This window comes from Geobacillus thermocatenulatus (assembly GCF_002217655.1).
Classification (GTDB): domain Bacteria; phylum Bacillota; class Bacilli; order Bacillales; family Anoxybacillaceae; genus Geobacillus; species Geobacillus thermocatenulatus.
Genome location: NZ_NEWK01000002.1, coordinates 80,186 through 100,355 on the forward strand (window position 1 = coordinate 80,186; position 20,170 = coordinate 100,355).

Here is a 20,170-nt window from a genome sequence, read left to right on the forward strand (position 1 = left end):
GCGACGGATCATCCGTTTGTCATCTTGCGCCGTGAAGCCAATCCCCATAAGCGCGGAAGCGGAACGGTGAGATGAGCGAGTACGGCTTGCTGGCTGTGGGCAAGCGCGCCCAAGAATCTCCTGCCGCTAAGTGTTTGCGCAGTCGGGGGATCATTCCATTGAGGGTAGGTTCTTTTTCACTATTCAATGGATATACATGCCGCTGTTTTTGTCGTTTCTTGTTTCGAAGAATGGCGAAAATGAAAAGAAGGAAACGATATTCATCAAAATTTGTTTACAGTTAGGACGAACGGACTATTTACATGGAATGAAAAAAACGGTAAAAATAGAAGTGAGGACAGCAGTTTAGAAAAAAGAGAAAATTCTGTTTATCAAGGGGACAGCATTATGGTTTACGATGGAATCATTTTGTCGTTGTTGATCGGCTGGTTTCGCGGCGGAAGCCTGAAAGGGTTGGCCAACATGAAATTGCGCGGCGGTTGGTTGTTCCCGATCTTATTGGCCGTGCAGTTTGCGGTCTTTTTCTTGCAAGAGCGGGTCGTATGGATCTCGAACATGAGCAACGGCATTTTTCTCCTTGTCTACATCACCGGGCTCGCGTTTCTATGGCTCAACCGCCATCAGCCAGGGTTTTTGGTCATCTTCGCCGGCGTCTTGCTCAACTTTATCGTCATGGCTGTAAACGGCGGACGGATGCCGGTATCGATCGAAGCCGCCCAATTTCTCGGCCGCGAATACATCGAAGCGTTAAAAGCCGGTTTGTACGGCAAGCACCAGGCGATCACATCGGATACGCTTCTGCCGTTTCTCGGCGACATCATTCCGCTGTCTCCGCCGTATCCGCGCCAGCAAGTCATCAGCATCGGCGACCTCGTGATGAACGTAGGGGCGTTCTTGTTCATCCAGCATCTGATGCTCAGCGCACCGCGGCATGGGGCAGACGATGCTGAAGAAACAACGGGTGCTCCTGCGATCAATAAATAAAATTTTAAGGGGGAAAAGGACATGAAATTCAAAGCAAAACAAGTATTGATCAATTTGTTCATCCTCGGTTCGGTGATTGTGGCGTTGACGTCGGGGTTTAAACTCATTGAGTAGACAATAATGTTGACCTATATACATGCAACATGAAGAGTTAACCTCTCCGTTTTCCTGCACACCCTAAGCGTTACAGCACTTTCTCCAAAGATCCTGCAGGTTCAATCTGCAAGCTGAGTCACGGAGGAAGTTAGTTGCAGAAGGAGACCAATGTTAATTTGGGCATGTATATAGAAAAACTGGTTCATCACCAAAAGATGTACTTGACTTTTAACATCTTTCTTTCGAAAGAAGTCTCCCACTTCGAAGCGAAGTGAAAGTGGGAGATGAATGTCGGTTGGCGTTAGTCAATGAATAGGATAGAATATGGCTAGATCGGACACCTTCGGAACGAAGGAAAGCGTAAAGGGTTCTTGTGTGCGGCTTACCGTTCGGCGAACACACACAAGTCGCTTGAAGCCCCCGCCTCTATAAGCGAAGCGTAGGTGGTAGGTAGCTCACAGACAAACACGATAATCATGTTGCCCAAAGGGTTATGAGGTATAAAAAGGAAAAATGTTGTTTTGACTTTCTTTATCATGATCATTTTTTCTTTATTAAGTACACTTTGTAGTGAAGAGCCGAAAAACATACAGGGATTTTCCTGCACAGAAGCGGGGGAGACAGACTTTTCAGGTAGTCAAAGCTACAGGAAAGGGAAGAGTATCCCCCATGATCCCCAAGATCATTATCGAAGAACGTTGCGAAAAGTCCAACCATGTTGTTGTGCGATCCACTGAGGGGGGAAGTACCCCTCCCTCCGTTGGAAAATCACTCAAGCATATACAATGGTCAAGGGACATATCCAAACGGGAATTTCGGTTCAAATAAACTCGACGGCGCTGTGTCCTTGCCAGTCCAGAAGTAGCTCCAGTCCAGCGGAAAGGTTTGTTGGGATTTGGCGATGCTGTACACAGAGGCGGAGAGTACCATCGCCCCATACCGTTTCACTTCCCGGGTAAGATGTCTTCATCGTCCAATTCCCGATCGGTGCTCAAGACGACATGAGGATTCCCTGATCCATCAGCTGGTCCATCTTCCAAGCCAGCAACACCATCGCGTCATAGAGGCCATGGATCCCCCCTCATAACGATACACGCAGCAACGCTCCTGCCCCACCTTGACGAGACGGAAGGCTTCGAACTAAGAAGGAGTCCATCAGCACATACATCGATTGAGTCAGCTTCCCCTTGATCGAGGAAAGCATCTCGATCACTAGGTCGATCTTGCTTTTTCCGGTCTTCTTGTCATATAAGCGGGACGCGAACAGAAACGCCTGCGTGAAGGTGTGTACCATCACCCAAACGAGCGAATGCCCCCAGACCGATTGATGATCCTTATGCGAGTAGTGCCAGTCGCACCCTTTCAATGGCGTGCGTTGCACGTGACAAAGGCTTCGTTTTTTGGCCAATCGGATCATCGATTGAATCACCGATTGAAAGGAAAAGGGGCTGATTCTTCCGTTCGGTGAGGCGTTCGACCCGACAAAAGATCCACGTTTGAAGCTTCCCAAGCAACCTTTCCTCATCCCAAAGGTTTTTCGTGAAAAAATGGGTGAGTGTCGTTCGATGATGGGGATGAAAACTCCAGTGATGGAGATCCGTCAGCATTCCCGAGAATCCCTTGATGGTCAAGGCATCGACAAGATGAACAAGATGCTTTAAGACCGGTTTGGAAAGTTGCAGCGTCACCCGAAGAGAAACTGGTGGATTCCTTGATGATGTGCTAATCTACTCGTGAGACATGAACTTCCTTGTGAATGGTTTGGTAACACATCTATTTTAATCAAGGAATCAGGTTCATGTCTCTTCTTTATGTTGAATGGTAAATTTATGTTAGCGTATTTGCTCATCTATAGTCAGGAATCTTTACATACTATATGAGGGGGATAATAGATGAAAGGAAAGAGAAGAAAGTTTGGAAAGGCTATTGCCTTTTGTTCAGCATTGTCTTTGTTGTTTATGAATAGGGGCGTCGTTGCTGCTATGAATGATTTGCATTTTATTCCAGATAAAGTTTTTGACCGTAAGATTCCTTCTTTCATGAAACCGGGAACTATGGTCACGTTCGATGAGATGGGGAAGGCGATTATTTTGTCTGAGGGAAGGGACGAAATCGTTTCCCTCTCTCCAAAAGATAAGGAGGTAGCCGAAACATTTCGGTATATGACTGACGAAGATTTGCCTGAAATAGAACCTGGAATGGTAGTAGTATATGACGCACTAGGTGCACCAGTTGTAATTCATCAAGGGCAAGATCAATCTCTGAAAATCAAATGGAAAGAAATAAGGTTAGATGAAAACAAGATGAATAAGGATGGACTACAAGATAATCGCAATACATCGCAACCAAATGTGACGCAATTGCAAACTGAAACCGGCTACATATCATGGTATGATGGCGAAGGAAAAAAAGGAGCAGCAGGAGTTGTGCTGAATGGGAAAAGCGCTGCTCATAAAACTATTGATTTCTATACAAAAGTAAAAACAACTAGCTTGGAAAATGGAAAAAGCACGATAGTAGAAATATTGGATCGAGGACCATATATACAGGGTAGAATACTTGATATGGTAGAAACGGCATTTTCCAACATTCATAACACAAGAAAAGGGCTTTTTAAGGGGAGAATCCAATGGCCTATTCAAAATTAAAGTGGATTATAGCGATTTTATTGTTACTATCTTTGTCATTTATGTTTTACAACTATAAAGGAAGAGCGGCGAAAGAAAATGTGTTGGTTGAAAAACTTCTTATTCCAGTATATAAAAAAAACGGAAAGTCTAGTATGTGGGAATTCTTACCTAATAAAAAAACAGAACGTTTGCTCCTTAAAAACAGGGAGGTGATGATATTTGGTGACATTTCAATTAACGAGAAGTGGTTGGCTTATGCAGATGCCATTGGAACGGGTCCTTGGGAGCTTTTTGTGAAAGATTTAAAAAAAGAAAAAATATATCAATTAACAAATAATGATCAAGCTGGAGAAATCGATATCGAAATTCTCAATGAGCAACCTTTAAAAATAGGTGTATCAAGGGTTGGATTGAGCTCTCCTAAGCCAAGAATATGGATTTTTGATATTGACCATAAAAAAGCGAAAATGGTGCATCCGATAAACGATGATCTAGTATTTGATAAGATTGAGGCGATTGATCAAAATCATATTTTGGCTGTTGCATATTCATCTAAAGATGAAGAGAAAATGTTTGAAAATCCATCGACTGTCGATGCTATCAAACATACAATCTACATGATCGACTTAAAAACTGAGAAATACAAGAAAGTGACGGAGTTCAAAGCGGGATCTGTTCAATCCATAAGTTATGTGCCGGGTAAAAACGTCATTGTTTTTGGTGCAAGTCATATGTATTTAAACTCTGTGAGCAGAAGGGGAGAAACAGGTATATACAAGTTCGATTTGGACTATCGAGTAATCAAGCCACTCTTGACTGAAAGCATGTTAAAGAAAATGAATGATACTCCTGTTGAACAGTTTGGTTATCCTATCGCTGGGTATTTAAGTGGGAATGAAACAAAACTGTGGTTTAGCGGTATTCCCAAACACGCTAGAAAACTGATATTTGGTGAAGGAATTGAAGCATACCCAAACGCTGTCTTTGAATATGATCTGCACAAACAGAAAGTGCGAAAAATATTTGAGAAAAAAAATACATTTATTACGAAAATGAGCATATCTTACGGGATATAAAGGATATTTAGTTATTTTATGGAAATATCACGATTCATCCCACTCCATCTCCGGCACCTGTAAAAACACAAAAAGAAACGGAAACGCTGGTAACGCATTCTTTTCCGACCGGCTGCATGAGAAGATTCGCAACACCCAGATGATTTGCGAAAACCAAAGTGATCTGTCGGAAGGAGTGGCGGGGGCGTAACATACAACAGAACCACAAACTGGCCAAAAGCATGGCTGACGCCAGTTGGTTCATAACATTTAGTATGGAAAACAGGGGGCTTTCCATGATAAGATGAAAGAAAAATGATGTGCGGAAAGGGAGAATAAGATGAATGAAATCGTCCTTTTAGCGAAAATCAAACAGCAAATGGAACGGTTTTCACCGGCGGAAAAAAGTAGCCTCTTATATTCTCGACCATTCCGAACTCGTGCTGTGCGGGGGGCTGCGTAATCGAAAAGTTAATTTTTTAAGGTGCATTGATATAAAAAGAGGGAGGCGATACTCCTTCTTTAAAATTTTTTAGCTGAGAGTGATTTTGTATGGTTTTTGAACGGTTAAAAAACAAAGAAAAACTATATACTGTTGTTGTCTCTCTTTTAGGGATGTGTATATTTGCTACAGAGGTTGATATCCATTCTCAATCTTTAAAAGATTGGGTTTTAGTATATATATTGACTGGCTCTGTCGTTTTGTTGAATCTTTTTCCCATTATATTGCCCCCTAAAGCTAATTCTTTTTCAATGGATTCTGCTGTTTACTTGGCTACTCTGTTTTTATATGGATTGAACTTTACGTTACAGGTTCTTTTTATTTTTAGTGTGATAGAATTGTATCGTAATCAACGAATGTCTGCATGGAGACATTTATTTAATTTCTCAATGTATTGTTTGATGATATCAGGTGCCTATTACTCATTTTTATTCTTCGATGGGGATATTGGGAAGATAAATGTCCATCATCTATTCCCTTATTTGATTAGTTTGTTAGTTTATTTCAGTATTAATGTATTATTGATTTTTCTTTTCTTCTATTTCATTGGACAAATATTTAAAGGCGCTCTAGAGTTAGGTGTCTTAAAAGAGGCGTGTGTTGGTTATTCAGTAACATTGCTTCTTTCAATGGTTTTAGCCATTTTATTGTCGGAAGAGAAATATTTTGGCTTGTCCTTATTTATTATTTTAGTAACGATATTGTCCATTGTTTTTAGGAAATTCTTAGAATTATACCAACTAGTCTCCAACCGCGCCAACAGAGACCACCTCACCGGCCTATACAACCACGGTTTTTTCAAAGAAGCGCTCAAGGAGCAGTTTTCCGACTGCAAGCTGTTGAAACAGCCGTTGACCTTGGCATTTCTGGATTTGGACGATTTTAAAAAATACAATGACCGGAACGGGCATTTGCAAGGAGATCGTTTGTTGGCTTTTTTTGGGAAGCTGCTGCAAAAAGCGGTGGACGGGACGAATTTTACGGTCGCCCGCTATGGCGGCGAAGAGTTTGCCATTTTAATGCCCAATACGACGAAAAAAGACGCGTACGCGTTTTTAAACCGGCTGCGCAAAGAAGTGAACGATACATATTTTGACGGCGTCGAGCATATTCCGTACCGCTGCCTGTCGTTTTCGTGCGGCATCGCCGAGATGGAAAAAGATATGCATGAAAGCGATGAGCTCATCCACCGCGCCGATCAGGCGCTTTATTACGCGAAGGCGCAAGGGAAAAACAACGTCCAGCTGTATGATAAACATAATATGAGTTTGGACGAGATTCGCTTCAAGCAAGATTTGGAAGCGCTCGAGCAGCAAGTGAAGTTTTTTCTTTCCAAAGATGTCTATACATACCGCCATAGCAAACGGGTGTTTAAATACGCGTTCGAGTTTGGCAACCGCCTTGATGAGTTGACCGATCATGAGCGGCAGACGCTCGTTCTAGGGGCGCTCATCCATGATATTGGCAAAATCGAAGTGCCGCGCGATATTTTAAATAAGCGGGGAAAGTTAGAGAAGCATGAATGGGAGATCATCAAAAAGCACGTGACGTGGGGGCGCGAGATTGTGGCGGCGGAGAAGCGGTTTGATGAGTTGCTTCCGCTTGTCGAGCTGCATCACGAACGATATGATGGAAAAGGGTATCCGTACGGGCTGAAGGGGGAAGAAATCCCGAAATTGGCCCGCATTTTGTGTATTATCGACTCATTTGACGCCATGACGACCGAGCGGCCGTACCAGCCGACGAAAACGTTTGAAGAGGCGCTTGAGGAAATCGGGCGTTGCGCAGGAACGCAGTTTGATCCGGTCTATGCGGCGAAGTTTATCGCGTTTGTGCGGAAGCATTATTTGCCGCTTGCCGAGATGGAGCAACTGAATTAAGTGAAAGAAGGCACTTGCCGATGGCAAGTGTTTTTTATTTTGGTTTTGAATGTTTTTGAATGATTTTTCTCCTTTATTGAATGATATTGATAGAAAATGAATGTTTTTGATTGATTTTTTCGTTGTCTTGGGATATGATAGAGTTGTAAGCGATATCCCCGGTGATCGGAGGTGGGAGTGTGCTGACCGAAGAACGCCATCGCCTCATTTTGGAGCAGTTGACGCAAAAAGGGGTTGTCAAGCTGCAGGAGCTTGTGGAGGCGACCGGGGCGTCGGAGTCGACGATTCGCCGTGATCTGACGCAGCTTGAGACCGAAAAGAAACTGCGCCGCGTGCACGGCGGGGCGGCCTTGTTGCAGCAAAAACGTGAAGAGTTAAGCGTGTCAGAAAAATCGCTGAAATATATCGAAGAAAAGCGGCGGATCGCCGCCTATGCGGCCAGCTTGGTGCAAAAAGGAAACTGCATCTATTTGGATGCGGGAACGACAACGTGGGAAATGATTCCGCATTTGGCTGGCAAAGAGGTCATTGTGGTGACGAACGGCGTGATGCATGTCGAGCGGCTGCTTGAGCATAACGTCACGACGTATTTGGTCGGCGGCATGATCAAGCCGAAAACGAAGGCGTTGATCGGGCGCGGCGCCATCGAGTCGCTGCGGCAGTACCGCTTCGACCAATGTTTCATCGGCGCGAACGGTGTTCATTACGACTATGGTTATACGACGCCGGACCCGGAAGAGGCACTGGTGAAATATACGGCCATGCAGCTGGCGCAGCGTGCGTATGTGCTTGCAGACCATTCGAAGTTGAATGAAAGCGCGTTCGCAAAAATTGCGGATTTGCATGAAGCGGTGTTGATCACCGATGAATTGGATGAAGAGTGGAACGATTTGTATCGAACAAAAACAACAGTAGAGGTTGTGGCTCCATGATTTACACATGTACGTTGAATCCATCTGTTGATTATATCGTTCATCTCGATGAGCTTCATGTTGGCGAACTGAATCGTTCGGTGAAAACGTTCACATTTCCGGGCGGGAAAGGGATCAACGTGTCGCGTGTGTTGAAGCGCTTGGGTGTTGACAGCACGGCGCTTGGATTCGTCGGCGGATTTACCGGCGGGTTCATTGAAAGCGAACTTCGGAAAGAAGGCATTGCCTGCGATTTTGTTCATGTCCCAGGGCAAACGCGCATTAACGTCAAACTGAAAGCGGGGCGGGAGACGGAAATTAACGGTGAAGGCCCGATGATTGCCGATGACGATGCCGCGCAATTGATCGCGAAAGTCGGAGCGCTTTCAGCTGGCGATGTGCTTGTTCTCGCTGGAAGCGCGCCGACGTCGCTGTCGGCGGACATGTACGAGCGATTGGCGGCTGAGTCGGTGAAGCGGCGCGTTCGCCTTGTTGTTGACACGAGCGGTCCGGCGCTCGAGAGGCTGCTCGCCTGCCGGCCGTTTTTGGCTAAGCCGAACCATCATGAGCTGGCCGAACTGTTTGGTGTTGCGATGGTGACAAGAGAAGACATCGTGTTGTATGGACGACGACTGGTGGAAAAGGGAGTGGAACATCTCATTGTGTCAATGGGCGGCGACGGGGCGTTTTACTTCAATGAGGAAACGGCGCTGTTTGCCGAAGCGCCGAAAGGCGCAGTGAAAAATTCGGTCGGGGCGGGCGATTCGATGGTCGCTGGATTTTTGGCTGCCCAAGCGAACGGGAAATCGATTGAGGAAGCATTCGCTTACAGTGTCGCCGCTGGGAGTGCGACCGCGTTTTCGGAAGATTTGTGCACGAAAGAGGAAGTGGAAGCGCTCGTCGACCGCGTCCATATCGTGCATTTATAAATTGAAAATGAAGGGGGATTGGACCAATGAAGATTACGGATTTGTTGACAAACGAAACGATGATTCTCGCGCTTCAAGCCAAGACAAAGGGCGAAGTCATCGATGAACTGGCCGAAAAGCTCGCCGAAGCGGGGGCGGTCAGCGATGTGGAGGCGTTCAAACGAGCGATTTGGGCGCGCGAACAACAAAGCACGACCGGCGTTGGAGATGGCGTCGCCATTCCGCATGCCAAAACGGCGGCGGTCAAGCGCCCAGCGGTGGCGTTCGGCCGTTCAGCGGAAGGCATTGATTATGAGTCGCTCGATGGCAAGCCAAGCCATTTGTTTTTCATGATCGCCGCACCAGAAGGCGGGGAACAGACGCACCTTGAGGCGCTTGCCCGCTTGTCGTCGATGTTGATGGATGCGTCGTTCCGTGCTCAGCTTGAAACCGCTTCAAGCGAAGAGGAGATTGTCCGTTTGTTTGCTGAGAAAGAAAGCGAGCAAGAAGCTCCTCGGCAAGCCGCACGGGCAGAGAACGGGAGGAAAGTGCTGGCGGTGACCGCTTGTCCGACCGGAATCGCTCATACGTATATGGCCGCTGATGCACTGAAAGCGAAAGCAGCGGAAATGGGTGTGACGATCAAAGTCGAGACAAACGGCTCAGATGGAGTGAAAAACGAGTTGACGGCGAAGGAGATTGAAGAAGCAACGGCGATCATTGTGGCGGCGGATAAACAAGTCGAGATGGACCGTTTTGACGGCAAACATGTCATTCAAGTGCCGGTCGCCCGTGCGATCCGCGAGCCGGAGAAGCTCATCGAGCAGGCGCTGCGCCAAGACGCGCCGATTTATCGAGCAAGCGGTGCGGCACGGGACAGCGTGGGAGCGGCGAAACCGAGAATCGGTTTTTACAAGCATTTGATGAACGGCGTATCAAATATGCTTCCGTTTGTCGTTGGCGGCGGGATTTTGATTGCCCTTTCCTTCACGTTCGGCATTAAAGCGTTTGACCCGAACGATCCGTCGTATCATCCGTTTGCCAAACTGTTAATGGACATTGGCGGCGGCAATGCGTTCGCGTTGATGGTCCCTGTGCTCGCTGCATTCATTGCCATGAGCATTGCCGATCGGCCGGGGTTTGCGCCGGGGATGGTCGGCGGCTTTCTGGCGGCGAACGGCGGAGCTGGGTTTTTGGGGGGATTGATCGCCGGTTTTTTGGCCGGGTATTTGGTTGTCGGGCTGCGCAACCTGTTCAGCCGTTTGCCGCAGTCGCTCGAGGGGATTAAACCGGTGTTGCTCTATCCGGTATTCGGCATTTTTCTCACCGGCGTCATCATGATGTATGTGGTCATTGATCCGGTGAAAGCGTTGAATGAAGGGTTGAAACATTGGCTTTCCGGCATGGGGACGGCGAATTTAGTGCTGCTTGGCGCGGTGTTGGGCGGCATGATGGCGGTCGATATGGGCGGACCGATCAACAAAGCGGCGTATACGTTTGGGCTGGCGATGATTGAAGCGGGCAACTTTGCGCCGCATGCGGCGATTATGGCCGGCGGGATGGTGCCGCCGCTCGGCTTGGCGCTGGCGACAACGTTCTTTAAGAAAAAGTTCACAAAAGCCGAGCGCGAGGCGGGCAAAACGTGCTATATTATGGGGGCCTCGTTCATTACCGAAGGGGCGATACCGTTTGCGGCAGCTGATCCGGTGCGGGTCATTCCGTCCATCATTGTCGGTTCGGCTGTGGCAGGGGCGCTGACGATGTGGTTCCATATCGGGTTGCCGGCGCCGCACGGCGGAATTTTCGTCATTCCGATCGTCAAAGGCAGCGCATGGCTTTACATCCTTGCCATTTTGATCGGCTCCATCGTGACGGCGTTGATGGTCGGACTGTGGAAAAAAGAAGTGGAAGAATAACAGAGAAAGGAGGGTGTCCCGAAAGCGACGGGACACCCTTTCTTCATGACAAGATGCAGGGACAAACCACTTCGGTGACACGATAGATTGTATCTCTCTTAAAGAGAGACGATCTTTTGGGACGGCCTCGTTTTCTATTTTTTTTACCAAATTTTCATGACAATGGTCGTTTCTCATGGTAAAATGAACGGTTGTAAATGAGAGGAGAACCTACGATGAACACGTTTTTGCAGCTGAACACGATTTTTATCAGCATCCTGATTGAATCGTTGCCGTTCGTCGTGCTCGGGGTGTTTGTTTCCGGCGTCATTCAAATGTTTGTCAGTGAAGAGACCGTGCAACGATGGGTGCCAAAAAACCGGGGCTTGGCAATTGTGTATGCGGCGTTGATCGGGGTTTTGTTTCCTTCGTGCGAATGCAGCATCGTGCCGATCACCCGCCGTCTCGTCGCCAAGGGGGTGCCGCTTTACGCGGCCGTGCCGTTTATGTTAACGGCGCCCGTCATCAATCCGGTTGTGCTGTTTTCGACGTATATCGCCTTCGGAAGCAGCTGGACGATGGTATTGTACCGGGCGCTGTTCGCTTGCGCCGTTGCCGTTGCGATCGGTACGGTGATCGCGATTCGGCATGAAGGAAGCGAACTGCGCCATGAGAGGCGCGAGATCTCGATGATGCCTCGTACGTGGAAAGAGAAAATGGTCGGCACCCTGCGCCATACGATCGATGAATTTTTTGCGACCGGGAAATATTTGATCATTGGGGCGTTCATTGCTTCGGCGATGCAAACGTATGTGAAAACGTCGGCGCTTGTGTCGATCGGCAATGGGAAAGTGGCGGCCTCCTTGGTCATGATGGCGCTCGCCTTCGTGCTGTCGCTCTGTTCCGAGGCGGATGCCTTTATCGCCTCGTCATTTCAAAGCACATTTCCGTTTCACGCGCTGGCAGCGTTTCTCGTTTACGGGCCGATGCTCGATGTGAAAAATACGCTCATGTTGTTTCAGTCATTCCGCGCCCGGTTTGTGTGGAAACTGATTTCCTATATCACGTTGTTTGTGTTTGTCGGATCGCTATTGATCTAGCAAGGAGGTGGCGGCATGATTCGCATGTATATTTTGCTTGGGTTTGCGTTTTTGTTTTTCCATTTGTATATTACGGGAGAGTTGAGCCAATACATTAATATGCGGTATGCGTATATTTCGTTTAGTGCGATGTTTGTGTTTGCTTTCCTCACGATCGTGCAGTTTGTGCTGGCAAGCCGCAGCGAGGAGCCGCATGATCATGGGGAGGAGTGCTGCGGTCATCACCATCATGAACCGTCCGCGCGCTGGCAGCGGGCGTTGAATTACCTTATTTTTGTTTTTCCGCTTGTTTCTGCCTTCTTGTTTCCCGTTGCGACGCTCAATTCCGAAGTTGTGAAGGCGAAAGGGATTCATGTTCCTGGGATGGCGTCTGACAGCAGCGATCCGTTTGCCCAGCGGCAGTTTTTGCGTCCGGATACGAGCATGTATTATGGGCGCGACGATTATCAAAATGCCATGGAAAAAGAGCTGAAAAAATACAGCCGTCTCGCTCGCTTGGAGTTGAATGACCAAAATTATTTAAATGCCATGGAAACGATTTATCAGTTTCCTGGCGAATTTGCCGCCCGTGGCATCGAATTCACCGGGTTTGTCTACCGGGAGGAAACAGCGCGCGCCAATGAGGCGTTTCTCCTTCGCTTTGGAATCATTCATTGTGTTGCGGATTCAGGGGTGTACGGGCTGCTCCTTCAGTTTCCAAAGACGGTGCCGGTTCATAATGATGAATGGATTCGTGTGAAAGGAACGCTATCTACCATGTATTATCAGCCGTTTCATATGACGATTCCTTATGTAAACGTGACGTCATGGGAGCGGGTGGCCAAACCGAAGGAGCCGTACGTATACCGCCAATTCAATGAATAAGAGCGGGCCGTGGATTGGCTCGCTCTTTTCGGCCATGCTGCGATCATTCTTTTGGCCATGCTTGTTGTTTCTCCGTGGTGACCGCGTCTGTTTGGCTGAACGTATTGTCGAATGGGGAAAGGGTCGTCAACGCTTGGGCGGCATCGATCACCTCGCCGAGCTTCAAGCAAAGCAAGCGCTCCTCTTCCAACCCGCGCCGCCGCCATTCAGCCCATAGGCGGTCGAGCGCTTCTTTCGGTGTATCGTCGGCCAAGCGGAACGCCCCATAATGCATCGGCACAAACAGCCGGGCGCGGCAGTCCAAAAACGCCTGCACCGCTTCTTCCGGGGTCGTGTGCTGCGGCCCCATGAACCATTCCGGCTCGTACGCGCCGATCGGCAAGAGCGCATAGTCGATGGAAAAGCGGTCGCCGATGTCGCGAAAGCCTCGGAAGTAGCCGCTGTCGCCGGCGAAGTAGATGGTGGGGGCGCCGTTTGATGTGATCACCCATCCGCCCCAATGCGACGTGTTCGTGTCCCACAGCGTCCGCCGTGTCCAATGTTGGGCTGGAACGAATGTGAGCGTCACGCCGCGGAATTCGGCATTGTGCCACCACGACAGCTCAGTGACATGGCGGAAGCCGCGGCGGTGGAGCAGACGGCCGAGCCCCTCGGGCACGAACACGTGCGGGTCGCCCGGCAAGCGGCGGAGGCTGCCGATATGCAAGTGGTCATAGTGGCCGTGAGAGATGAGCACAACGTCCACGGGCGGCATGTCCTCAAGCGCGATGCCCGGAGCTGACAAGCGTTTGGCCGTGCCCATCCGCTGCGCCCAAACCGGGTCGGTGACGATCGTAACGCCGGCCAGCTGCATGATAAAGGTCGAGTGGCCAACCCAGCAAAGCTGGGGCCGTCCGCCGGGCTTGTGAAGCCGGTCGGATTGCGGCGGCTCCATGCGGGGTACAACGTATGACAAATCTTTTTGTTTTTGTTTTCGCTCCCGCTGCCAGCGGTAAAAATCGGCCCATGTTTTGTGTGTCGAGACGTTGTCGAGATTCGTGTATCGTTTCGGCACGGCAGTTTCACCCCAATGGATCATCTTTGCTAGGATACTCCCGTTTCCATGCGGTTATGGCAGGTGGGAGACCGTTCCATGCGTTATAATTAAAGGGTAGCAAATTTTGCTTTGTTCTACAAAATGTTTGTTCGGGAGGTGAAAGATATGTTTCAATCCTTTTCGCTTCGCACGACAAAGCGCGATGAAATGGTGGAGATTACGTCACTTGTCGAAGAAACGGTGCGCCAGTCCGGGGTAGAAGAGGGGGTGGCGATCGTTTATTGCCCGCACACGACAGCCGGCATCACGATAAACGAAAACGCGGATCCTGATGTGAAGCGCGATATGATGCGACGCTTTGATGAAACGTATCCGTGGGAGCATCCGCTTGACCGTCATATAGAGGGAAACAGCGCCGCCCATATGAAAGCAAGCACGGTCGGCGCATCGCAACATGTTATCATTCATGAAGGCCGGTTGCTGCTTGGCCGCTGGCAAGGCATCTATTTTTGCGAGTACGATGGGCCGCGCCATCGGACATTTTATGTGAAAGTGCTGAAAGGGTAGTAACCATAATTATATTATGTAAACAAAGAAACAGGAGAAAGCAATGGCAACACAGCGACCGCAACGGTCTGACGGGAATAGAGAGAAGGGAACGAAAAACCCGGGCAAACGTGTACCCGGGTTTTTCGAATGTCGAAAAAATCAAGCTGTTGAGAACAAGAACCATCTGCATCCTTACGCCGGCGTCGTCAAAATGAGCGGTCCGTTTTTCGTAATGGCGATCGTATGTTCATATTGCGCTGAATAAGAGCCGTCAATGGTGCGCGCCGTCCAGCCGTTCGGATCCATTTTGCTTTGCCATGCCCCCATGTTGACCATCGGTTCGATCGTGATGACCATCCCTTCCTTTAGACGCATCCCTTTTCCTTTTTCACCGAAGTGAGGGACATACGGTTCTTCGTGAATCGTCGGGCCGATGCCGTGTCCGGTGAAATCGCGTACGACGGAAAAGCCGCGCGCTTCGACGTACGTTTGAATGGCGTGGCCGATGTCGCCGATCCGATTGCCGAGAACGGCTTGCTCGATTCCTTTATAGAGCGACTGCTCGGTGACGTCAAGCAGCTTTTCCACGTCTTCACTGACGTCGCCGATGGCGTACGTCCAGGCGGAATCGGCGAGCGCTCCACGCAAATTGACGACAAAGTCGATCGTGACGATATCACCTTCTTTCAGCGGCTCGTTGCGCGGAAACCCGTGGCAAATTTCGTCGTTCACCGAGGCGCACGTGGCATATGGATAGCCGCGGTATCCTTTTTGTTCCGGTTTGGCGCCGTATTTGGCCAAAAACGTTTCAACGAACCGGTCGATTTCGATCGTTGTGACGCCCGGTCCGATGCGTTTGGCGATCTCTTGATGGCAGGCGGCCAAGAGTTTCCCCGCCTCGCGCATCAATTGAATTTCCCGTTCCGTTTTGACGTGAATCATGCAACTGTCTCCTTTTCCCTTGATGTGTTTCGCTTCGATAAGTATTGTAGCAAAAAGAACGGTGATGTGAAACCGCGGCAATCCATTCTGAACTGCGGATCGATTCCAAGATTTCACCTCAAAATAGGATGCGAAAGAGGCGAAGATGCCTAGGAAACAGAAAGGCCCTTTGATGGGGGCATACAGAACTTTGATTGATCCTTGCCTGCAAAGAGCTTTTCTGGCTCGTCTCTGCTATGTCACAAGGCGGCAAACAGCTGTTTTTCTTTATCAGAAATCGTTGAGGAAGAAGGAGACGGTGCGAGCGGCAAATAAATCGACACCGTCGTTCCTTTATGTATTTCGCTTTCGATGCGAATCGTTCCGTTCATCGATTCAATGATGCGGTAGACGACCATCATCCCGAGCCCCGTGCCTTTGACGCCTTTCGTCGTAAAGTACGGTTCGCCAAGCCGTTCGAGCTGTTCTTTCGTCATGCCAACGCCGGTATCGGCGATGCGGATGAGCACGCGTCCGTTGTCAATGGAGACGTATACTTGCACCGTCCCGCCGTTAGGCATCGCTTCGATGGCGTTTTTCATTACGTTGAGCAAACATTGACGGAATTTTTCGCGCTCACCGATGACGGAAAAAGGGGCAAGCGTCGCCTGAATATCGACGCAGCTCATATTGGCGAGCGGGCGGAGGATGTCAATGACCCGTTCAATCTCGAGCTTGACGTTCAGCTTTTCCGGCGTCTCGGGCGCCGGCTTGGCGAACGTCAAGTAATCGGTGATGATCGCTTCCGCTCGGTCAAGCTCCTCAATGGCGATGCGCGCATACTGGCGGCGTTTGTCGGCAGTCAGCGTCTGCTCTTCAATCAGTTGGATAAACCCACGCGCCGCGGTGAGCGGATTGCGAATTTCATGGGAGATGGAAGCAGCCAAATGGGTGACGGCTTCCATTTTCTCGGCGCGAATCACCCGTTTGCGCAGCGCGATGCTATGATTCATCATCTCCCAAAACGAACAAACGACCAGCATGCTGATCGGCTGTACAAGCAGAAAAATAAGTGTGACTGAAGATGGGGGAGAAACAGTGGCCCCCGCCATCCACTCCGTCAGGATGACCGTCAATACACCAGAACCAAAACTAAGGGATGCGGCAAACAGTGCCCGTTGCTTGGCCGCCATTCGCAAAAACCGTTTTGTCCATACAATGCTTGTTGCTGCGATGGCGATGGAAACGACGGCGGTGACAACGACGCCAGTTCCGCCAAACAGCGAGCGGTAAACGATCGATGTCAGCGCCAAAAAAGCGGCTGCCCCTGCTCCGCCGTACAAACTGCCAAGCCATAACGGAATTTGTCGTAGATCAAAGATAAAATCACTCCGTTCTCCGACTGGAAGTGTGATGCATAATACGATGACGACGGCGTAGCAAATGGTCGGCAAATAAAGGTGGCTCCGTTGTCCTCCCTTCTCCTGATCCGTACAGAGGGGAACGAGGAACACCGGCAGAAGGATGAAAAACAAGTTGAGCAAAAAGTCTTTGAAAATATTCAGCATCGCGGCACCTTCTTTCCCATCGTCAAGCTGCATAACCAGAATTTCTACAAAAACTGCGAATATATTACATTGTAACCGGAACATCACTGTTCTGTTAAGGTGAAATTGATAGTCTTTTTTTGCTATAAATCTCGTTTTTTCGACAAACATAGGCAGAAGAACCGTTGCATTTCTAGCGAAAAATTCCCTTTCCAAATCATTGAGGTTTTCTATCAATTGGACATATAGAGAGGTGTTTTTTGAAGAAACGATCGATCCCATGTCGACACGGTTTGTCAGTCGCTCAGACACGGTTTGTCATCCGCTCGTCGAATTTGTTGATTTTTCTTCACTCCCCCTTCCGTCTATTTCTTTATATAATCATGGATAGGGATGAGTGAGAAGGGAGAGCGAATGTAATGAAAGGATTATATCAACAGCTGTCGGATTGGATTGCCGAGAAGCAACCGGTGCGTGTAAAAACCTATCAAGGGGAAGTGGTCGTGTTGCCGGTTAAGCTGTATCAGGACACGCGCAAATTGTTCGTTTACAACCGTCAAATGCGGCTGATGAATATTCCATTGGACTGGATCATTTCCGTCGAGCCGACGCGTATCATCGGTTCCTTTGACCGTCGGGGAGAAGAGGCCATGGTACATACTCGTTGAACGGAGGGCACGCGTTTTTGGGCGCGTGTTTTTTGATGGCGGTCGGCTGTTTCTGCCTGCGGTCTGTTCTGTTGCGCTGGGCGCTATACCCAATGAAGGCGGCATTCGCGTTGCGATGTGCCAGCGAGTGGGATGGTTTTGGTTGCATCGGCAAAGACCATCTTTTAGAATGGAAAGGACGAACGACTGACCATAAGGGGGAAGGGACATGCATGGCAAACGGATTGCCTTGTGCGCGTCACGCAAACTGGACGAAATGACAACGCTTATTGAAAAGCAAGGAGGAACGGCCATCATTCGTCCAGCGCAAGGGACCGTCTTTTCAAAGGGAAGCGAACTGGGAGAAGAAATGCGAACCGTCATCGCCATGCGGCCGGACTGGATCGTATTTACGACGGGAATCGGCTTTGAGGCGCTGTTGGAAGCGGCCGACCGGGAGGGAATGGCTGCCCAATGGCATCGAACGATCAAGGAAGCGAACGTGGCTGCCCGCGGCTATAAAACGGTGACGGCGTTGAAACAAATCGGCGTCACTCCGGTGGCAGTAAGCGAGGACGGGACGACGAAAGGGTTGATTGCTGCTCTTTATGGGCACGACTTTGCGGAAAAAAACGTTGTTGTACAGCTGTATGGCGACACTGCGCCAAGGCTTCGGCAATTTTTCCTTGAGCGTGGCGCGTCCTATACGGAACTACTTCCATACCGGCATGTCGCTCCGGATGAGAAGACGCTTGAGACGCTATACAATGAAGTTGTCGGTTGTGAGGTCGATGCCGTCTGTTTTACGTCGGCCATGCAAGTCCGCTTTTTCTTTTCGTTTGCCCGCGAGAAAAAAGAAATCGCACCGCTGCTTGACGCGTTTCGCACCGATGTCGTGGCCTGCGCTGTCGGCAAAGTGACAAAAGAAGCATTGGAAGAAGAGGGAGTCGATCGCGTCATCGCCCCGGAACATGAGCGGATGGGAGCGATGATCGTGACGCTCGCTCGGTATTTTGATGCCCAAGCCCTTTAGGAGGGTTGAGGCGCATCATATTTTGGATGAGCACTTCATGAAAGAAGAAAACGTGCTCTTCCCGATGGCCGAGCGGCTGTTGTCGGACGGGGAGAAAGAGGAGCTGTTTGCACGCATGAACGAGTGACGATGGAATGGAAAAACGGGATGCTTCTTTGTATGGAGCATCCCGTTTTCTTCATGGCGCGCGGATGAGTCGGGTTGGCGCCGATCCGTGACGGAGGGGGACGGGAGGCGGATGAACGGCATCCCGTTTTCCGTGACGATGCTCGTTTGCGAGATTTAGGTTGTCTTCCGCATTACTGGGCGCGGTCAAGCGAGTCGACGGATTTGGGCATCCGCTTCCGGTAGACGACGTAGCTGCGCTGCAAGTAGCGGAGCGGGAAGCTGAATACGTGAACGAGACGGGTGAACGGCCAGACGGCGAACAAGCCGAACGCGGCGAGAATATGGATTTTGAACCAAAGCGGCACCGTTTCCATATAGGACGGGTTCGAACGGAATGTGAGGAGGCCGCGGAACCACGGACCGATCGTCGTCCGATAGTCAAACCCGTGCGAATCGACGTTCAGAAATGTCGATGACAACCCGCTGGCGATCACGACGAGCAAAAATCCGAGCGCGATCCAGTCGCCGATGCTGCTTGTCGCCCGCACGCGCTTGACCGCCAGGCGGCGGCGGAATAAGATGACCAATCCAACAAACGCGGCCAAGCCGGCCGGAATGCCGCCGGCTAAGGCGATGACGTGGTACGTCTCTTCCGTCACGCCAAGCGCTTCGTAAAACGGCTCGGGAATGAGAATGCCCATCACGCGGCCGACAAACACGAACAAAATGCCCCAGTGGAAGAGCAGGCTGCCAAGGCGCAGCTGTTTTTTCTCCAACAGCTCGCTTGATTTCGATGTCCAGCCGAGCTGGTCGCGCTGGTAGCGCCAAATATGGCCGGCGACAAATAGGACAAGCGCCAAATACGGAACAATCACCCAGAGAAATTGGCTGACCATGCCGTTGCACCTCCTTTCGGGATCGGCGTCACGCCGAGTTGAGTGAATGTGTGATGGAGCGCGTCAAACAGCTGTGCATACGGGCTGCCTGCCGCTGCCAGCCGGTCGCCGATTTCGCGGATATGGCTGACATAATCGGCGAGTAAGGCGATTGTATGCTCTTGATCCGCATACGCCATCCATTCGAGCATCAGCGGCAAGTAGTCGGGCAACTCATGTTCGGAGACGGCGAATCCAGACGCCTCGTAGCGCGCTTTTAAGACGACGAGCTCGATTCCGCGCTCCCGTTGCTCGCCGTTTGTCATATACGTAAGATACAAATTCGTTTTTTTGCCGAAATCAAATGTTTCGGCATATTGCTCCATCCGCTCTCGAGCCGGGGTGACCGCGAGCTGTTCGGCCACTGCCAAAAGCGGCTTGCGGACGGTTTCATCCTCGAGCGAACGGATGGCTTCGAGGCAGTCGGAAAGCGATTCCGCCCACTGTTCGTCCGGGTAAGACAACAAATACGACACACACAAAAAGACCGTTTGCTGTTGTTCGCTGTTCATTGTGAATCCTCCATTTTTGTTGTTCAAGGAGAAAGGGGCGGGGGCCCCGCCTTCTCC

17 protein-coding genes and 2 pseudogenes are annotated in these 20,170 nt (G+C 49.8%); 13 read left to right on the top strand and 6 right to left on the bottom strand.

The genetic code is table 11. From position 1 onward, the window contains the following. The first annotated feature begins 387 nt into the window (after positions 1-387). A complete protein-coding gene (locus tag B9L19_RS09195) occupies positions 388-984 on the top strand; it encodes a DUF5317 domain-containing protein (RefSeq protein ID WP_047753068.1) in 597 nt (198 codons plus the stop codon). Positions 985-1,900: 916 nt separating this feature from the next. On the opposite strand, the pseudogene B9L19_RS09205 reads toward B9L19_RS09195, so the two are convergent. Then, positions 1,901-2,866, bottom strand: a pseudogene (locus B9L19_RS09205) (transposase family protein). Positions 2,867-2,972: 106 nt separating this feature from the next. Here B9L19_RS09205 and B9L19_RS09210 point away from each other — a divergent pair. The 8 genes from B9L19_RS09210 (at position 2,973) to B9L19_RS09245 (ending at position 12,825) form a co-directional block, all read left to right on the top strand. Next, entirely contained in the window at positions 2,973-3,728 is a 756-nt protein-coding gene (locus tag B9L19_RS09210; protein ID WP_053004397.1) for a septal ring lytic transglycosylase RlpA family protein, read from the top strand. Further along, positions 3,710-4,786: a hypothetical protein gene (locus tag B9L19_RS09215; RefSeq protein ID WP_047753070.1), complete on the top strand. Its 1,077-nt coding sequence runs from the start codon at positions 3,710-3,712 to the stop codon at positions 4,784-4,786. The genes B9L19_RS09210 and B9L19_RS09215 overlap by 19 nt, the downstream gene beginning before the upstream one ends. Before the next feature lie 594 nt (positions 4,787-5,380). Further along, a complete protein-coding gene (locus tag B9L19_RS09220; protein ID WP_425268997.1) occupies positions 5,381-7,147 on the top strand; it encodes a bifunctional diguanylate cyclase/phosphohydrolase in 1,767 nt (588 codons plus the stop codon). A 179-nt stretch (positions 7,148-7,326) separates the two neighbouring features. Then, complete coding sequence (locus B9L19_RS09225; protein WP_025950725.1) at positions 7,327-8,079, top strand: DeoR/GlpR family DNA-binding transcription regulator; 753 nt, start codon at positions 7,327-7,329, stop codon at positions 8,077-8,079. Beyond that, positions 8,076-8,987 (top strand): 1-phosphofructokinase, encoded by a 912-nt coding sequence (gene pfkB, locus B9L19_RS09230; protein WP_025950724.1) that lies wholly within the window; start codon positions 8,076-8,078, stop codon positions 8,985-8,987. The genes B9L19_RS09225 and pfkB overlap by 4 nt, the downstream gene beginning before the upstream one ends. Positions 8,988-9,013: 26 nt before the next feature. After that, complete coding sequence (locus B9L19_RS09235) at positions 9,014-10,882, top strand: PTS fructose transporter subunit IIABC (RefSeq protein ID WP_047753071.1); 1,869 nt, start codon at positions 9,014-9,016, stop codon at positions 10,880-10,882. Between the two features lie 215 nt (positions 10,883-11,097). Beyond that, on the top strand, positions 11,098-11,961 hold the full coding sequence (locus B9L19_RS09240) for a permease (protein WP_047753072.1): 864 nt from the start codon (positions 11,098-11,100) through the stop codon (positions 11,959-11,961). Between the two features lie 15 nt (positions 11,962-11,976). Next, complete coding sequence (locus B9L19_RS09245; protein ID WP_025950721.1) at positions 11,977-12,825, top strand: TIGR03943 family putative permease subunit; 849 nt, start codon at positions 11,977-11,979, stop codon at positions 12,823-12,825. A gap of 43 nt (positions 12,826-12,868) precedes the next feature. On the opposite strand, the gene B9L19_RS09250 is transcribed toward B9L19_RS09245, so the two are convergent. Next, entirely contained in the window at positions 12,869-13,879 is a 1,011-nt protein-coding gene (locus B9L19_RS09250) for an MBL fold metallo-hydrolase (RefSeq protein ID WP_047753101.1), read from the bottom strand. A gap of 147 nt (positions 13,880-14,026) precedes the next feature. On the opposite strand from B9L19_RS09250, the gene B9L19_RS09255 reads away from it, so the two are divergent. After that, positions 14,027-14,428: a secondary thiamine-phosphate synthase enzyme YjbQ gene (locus tag B9L19_RS09255; protein ID WP_025950719.1), complete on the top strand. Its 402-nt coding sequence runs from the start codon at positions 14,027-14,029 to the stop codon at positions 14,426-14,428. A 174-nt stretch (positions 14,429-14,602) separates the two neighbouring features. On the opposite strand, the gene map is transcribed toward B9L19_RS09255, so the two are convergent. After that, positions 14,603-15,352 (bottom strand): type I methionyl aminopeptidase, encoded by a 750-nt coding sequence (gene map, locus B9L19_RS09260; RefSeq protein ID WP_047753073.1) that lies wholly within the window; start codon positions 15,350-15,352, stop codon positions 14,603-14,605. A gap of 239 nt (positions 15,353-15,591) precedes the next feature. Beyond that, positions 15,592-16,899: an ATP-binding protein gene (locus B9L19_RS09265; protein WP_025950717.1), complete on the bottom strand. Its 1,308-nt coding sequence runs from the start codon at positions 16,897-16,899 to the stop codon at positions 15,592-15,594. Between the two features lie 398 nt (positions 16,900-17,297). Between B9L19_RS09265 and B9L19_RS09270 the strand changes: the two genes are divergently transcribed. The 3 genes and pseudogenes from B9L19_RS09270 to B9L19_RS09280 all read left to right on the top strand — a co-directional run. Further along, positions 17,298-17,546, top strand: coding sequence for a hypothetical protein (locus tag B9L19_RS09270; protein WP_025950716.1), 249 nt, complete (start codon positions 17,298-17,300; stop codon positions 17,544-17,546). 208 nt (positions 17,547-17,754) lie between these two features. Beyond that, positions 17,755-18,558, top strand: coding sequence for a uroporphyrinogen-III synthase (locus tag B9L19_RS09275; protein WP_025950715.1), 804 nt, complete (start codon positions 17,755-17,757; stop codon positions 18,556-18,558). A 4-nt stretch (positions 18,559-18,562) separates the two neighbouring features. After that, positions 18,563-18,685, top strand: a pseudogene (locus tag B9L19_RS09280) (hemerythrin domain-containing protein); the annotation flags it as partial. 172 nt (positions 18,686-18,857) lie between these two features. Here B9L19_RS09280 and narI read toward each other — a convergent pair. Then, a complete protein-coding gene (gene narI, locus B9L19_RS09285; protein WP_047753074.1) occupies positions 18,858-19,562 on the bottom strand; it encodes a respiratory nitrate reductase subunit gamma in 705 nt (234 codons plus the stop codon). Beyond that, positions 19,538-20,113, bottom strand: a complete 576-nt coding sequence (gene narJ, locus B9L19_RS09290; RefSeq protein ID WP_047753075.1) for a nitrate reductase molybdenum cofactor assembly chaperone — start codon at positions 20,111-20,113, stop codon at positions 19,538-19,540. The genes narI and narJ overlap by 25 nt, the downstream gene beginning before the upstream one ends. Positions 20,114-20,170 lie beyond the last annotated feature (57 nt).

Coding starts and splice junctions, on each gene's coding strand:
- B9L19_RS09195 (WP_047753068.1), top strand. CDS start 388: ATGGTTTACGATGGAATCATTTTGTCGTTGTTGATCGGCTGGTTTCGC.
- B9L19_RS09210 (WP_053004397.1), top strand. CDS start 2,973: ATGAAAGGAAAGAGAAGAAAGTTTGGAAAGGCTATTGCCTTTTGTTCA.
- B9L19_RS09215 (WP_047753070.1), top strand. CDS start 3,710: ATGGCCTATTCAAAATTAAAGTGGATTATAGCGATTTTATTGTTACTA.
- B9L19_RS09220 (WP_425268997.1), top strand. CDS start 5,381: ATGTGTATATTTGCTACAGAGGTTGATATCCATTCTCAATCTTTAAAA.
- pfkB (WP_025950724.1), top strand. CDS start 8,076: ATGATTTACACATGTACGTTGAATCCATCTGTTGATTATATCGTTCAT.
- B9L19_RS09235 (WP_047753071.1), top strand. CDS start 9,014: ATGAAGATTACGGATTTGTTGACAAACGAAACGATGATTCTCGCGCTT.
- B9L19_RS09240 (WP_047753072.1), top strand. CDS start 11,098: ATGAACACGTTTTTGCAGCTGAACACGATTTTTATCAGCATCCTGATT.
- B9L19_RS09245 (WP_025950721.1), top strand. CDS start 11,977: ATGATTCGCATGTATATTTTGCTTGGGTTTGCGTTTTTGTTTTTCCAT.
- B9L19_RS09255 (WP_025950719.1), top strand. CDS start 14,027: ATGTTTCAATCCTTTTCGCTTCGCACGACAAAGCGCGATGAAATGGTG.
- map (WP_047753073.1), bottom strand. CDS start 15,352: ATGATTCACGTCAAAACGGAACGGGAAATTCAATTGATGCGCGAGGCG.
- B9L19_RS09265 (WP_025950717.1), bottom strand. CDS start 16,899: ATGCTGAATATTTTCAAAGACTTTTTGCTCAACTTGTTTTTCATCCTT.
- B9L19_RS09270 (WP_025950716.1), top strand. CDS start 17,298: ATGAAAGGATTATATCAACAGCTGTCGGATTGGATTGCCGAGAAGCAA.
- B9L19_RS09275 (WP_025950715.1), top strand. CDS start 17,755: ATGCATGGCAAACGGATTGCCTTGTGCGCGTCACGCAAACTGGACGAA.
- narI (WP_047753074.1), bottom strand. CDS start 19,562: ATGGTCAGCCAATTTCTCTGGGTGATTGTTCCGTATTTGGCGCTTGTC.
- narJ (WP_047753075.1), bottom strand. CDS start 20,113: ATGAACAGCGAACAACAGCAAACGGTCTTTTTGTGTGTGTCGTATTTG.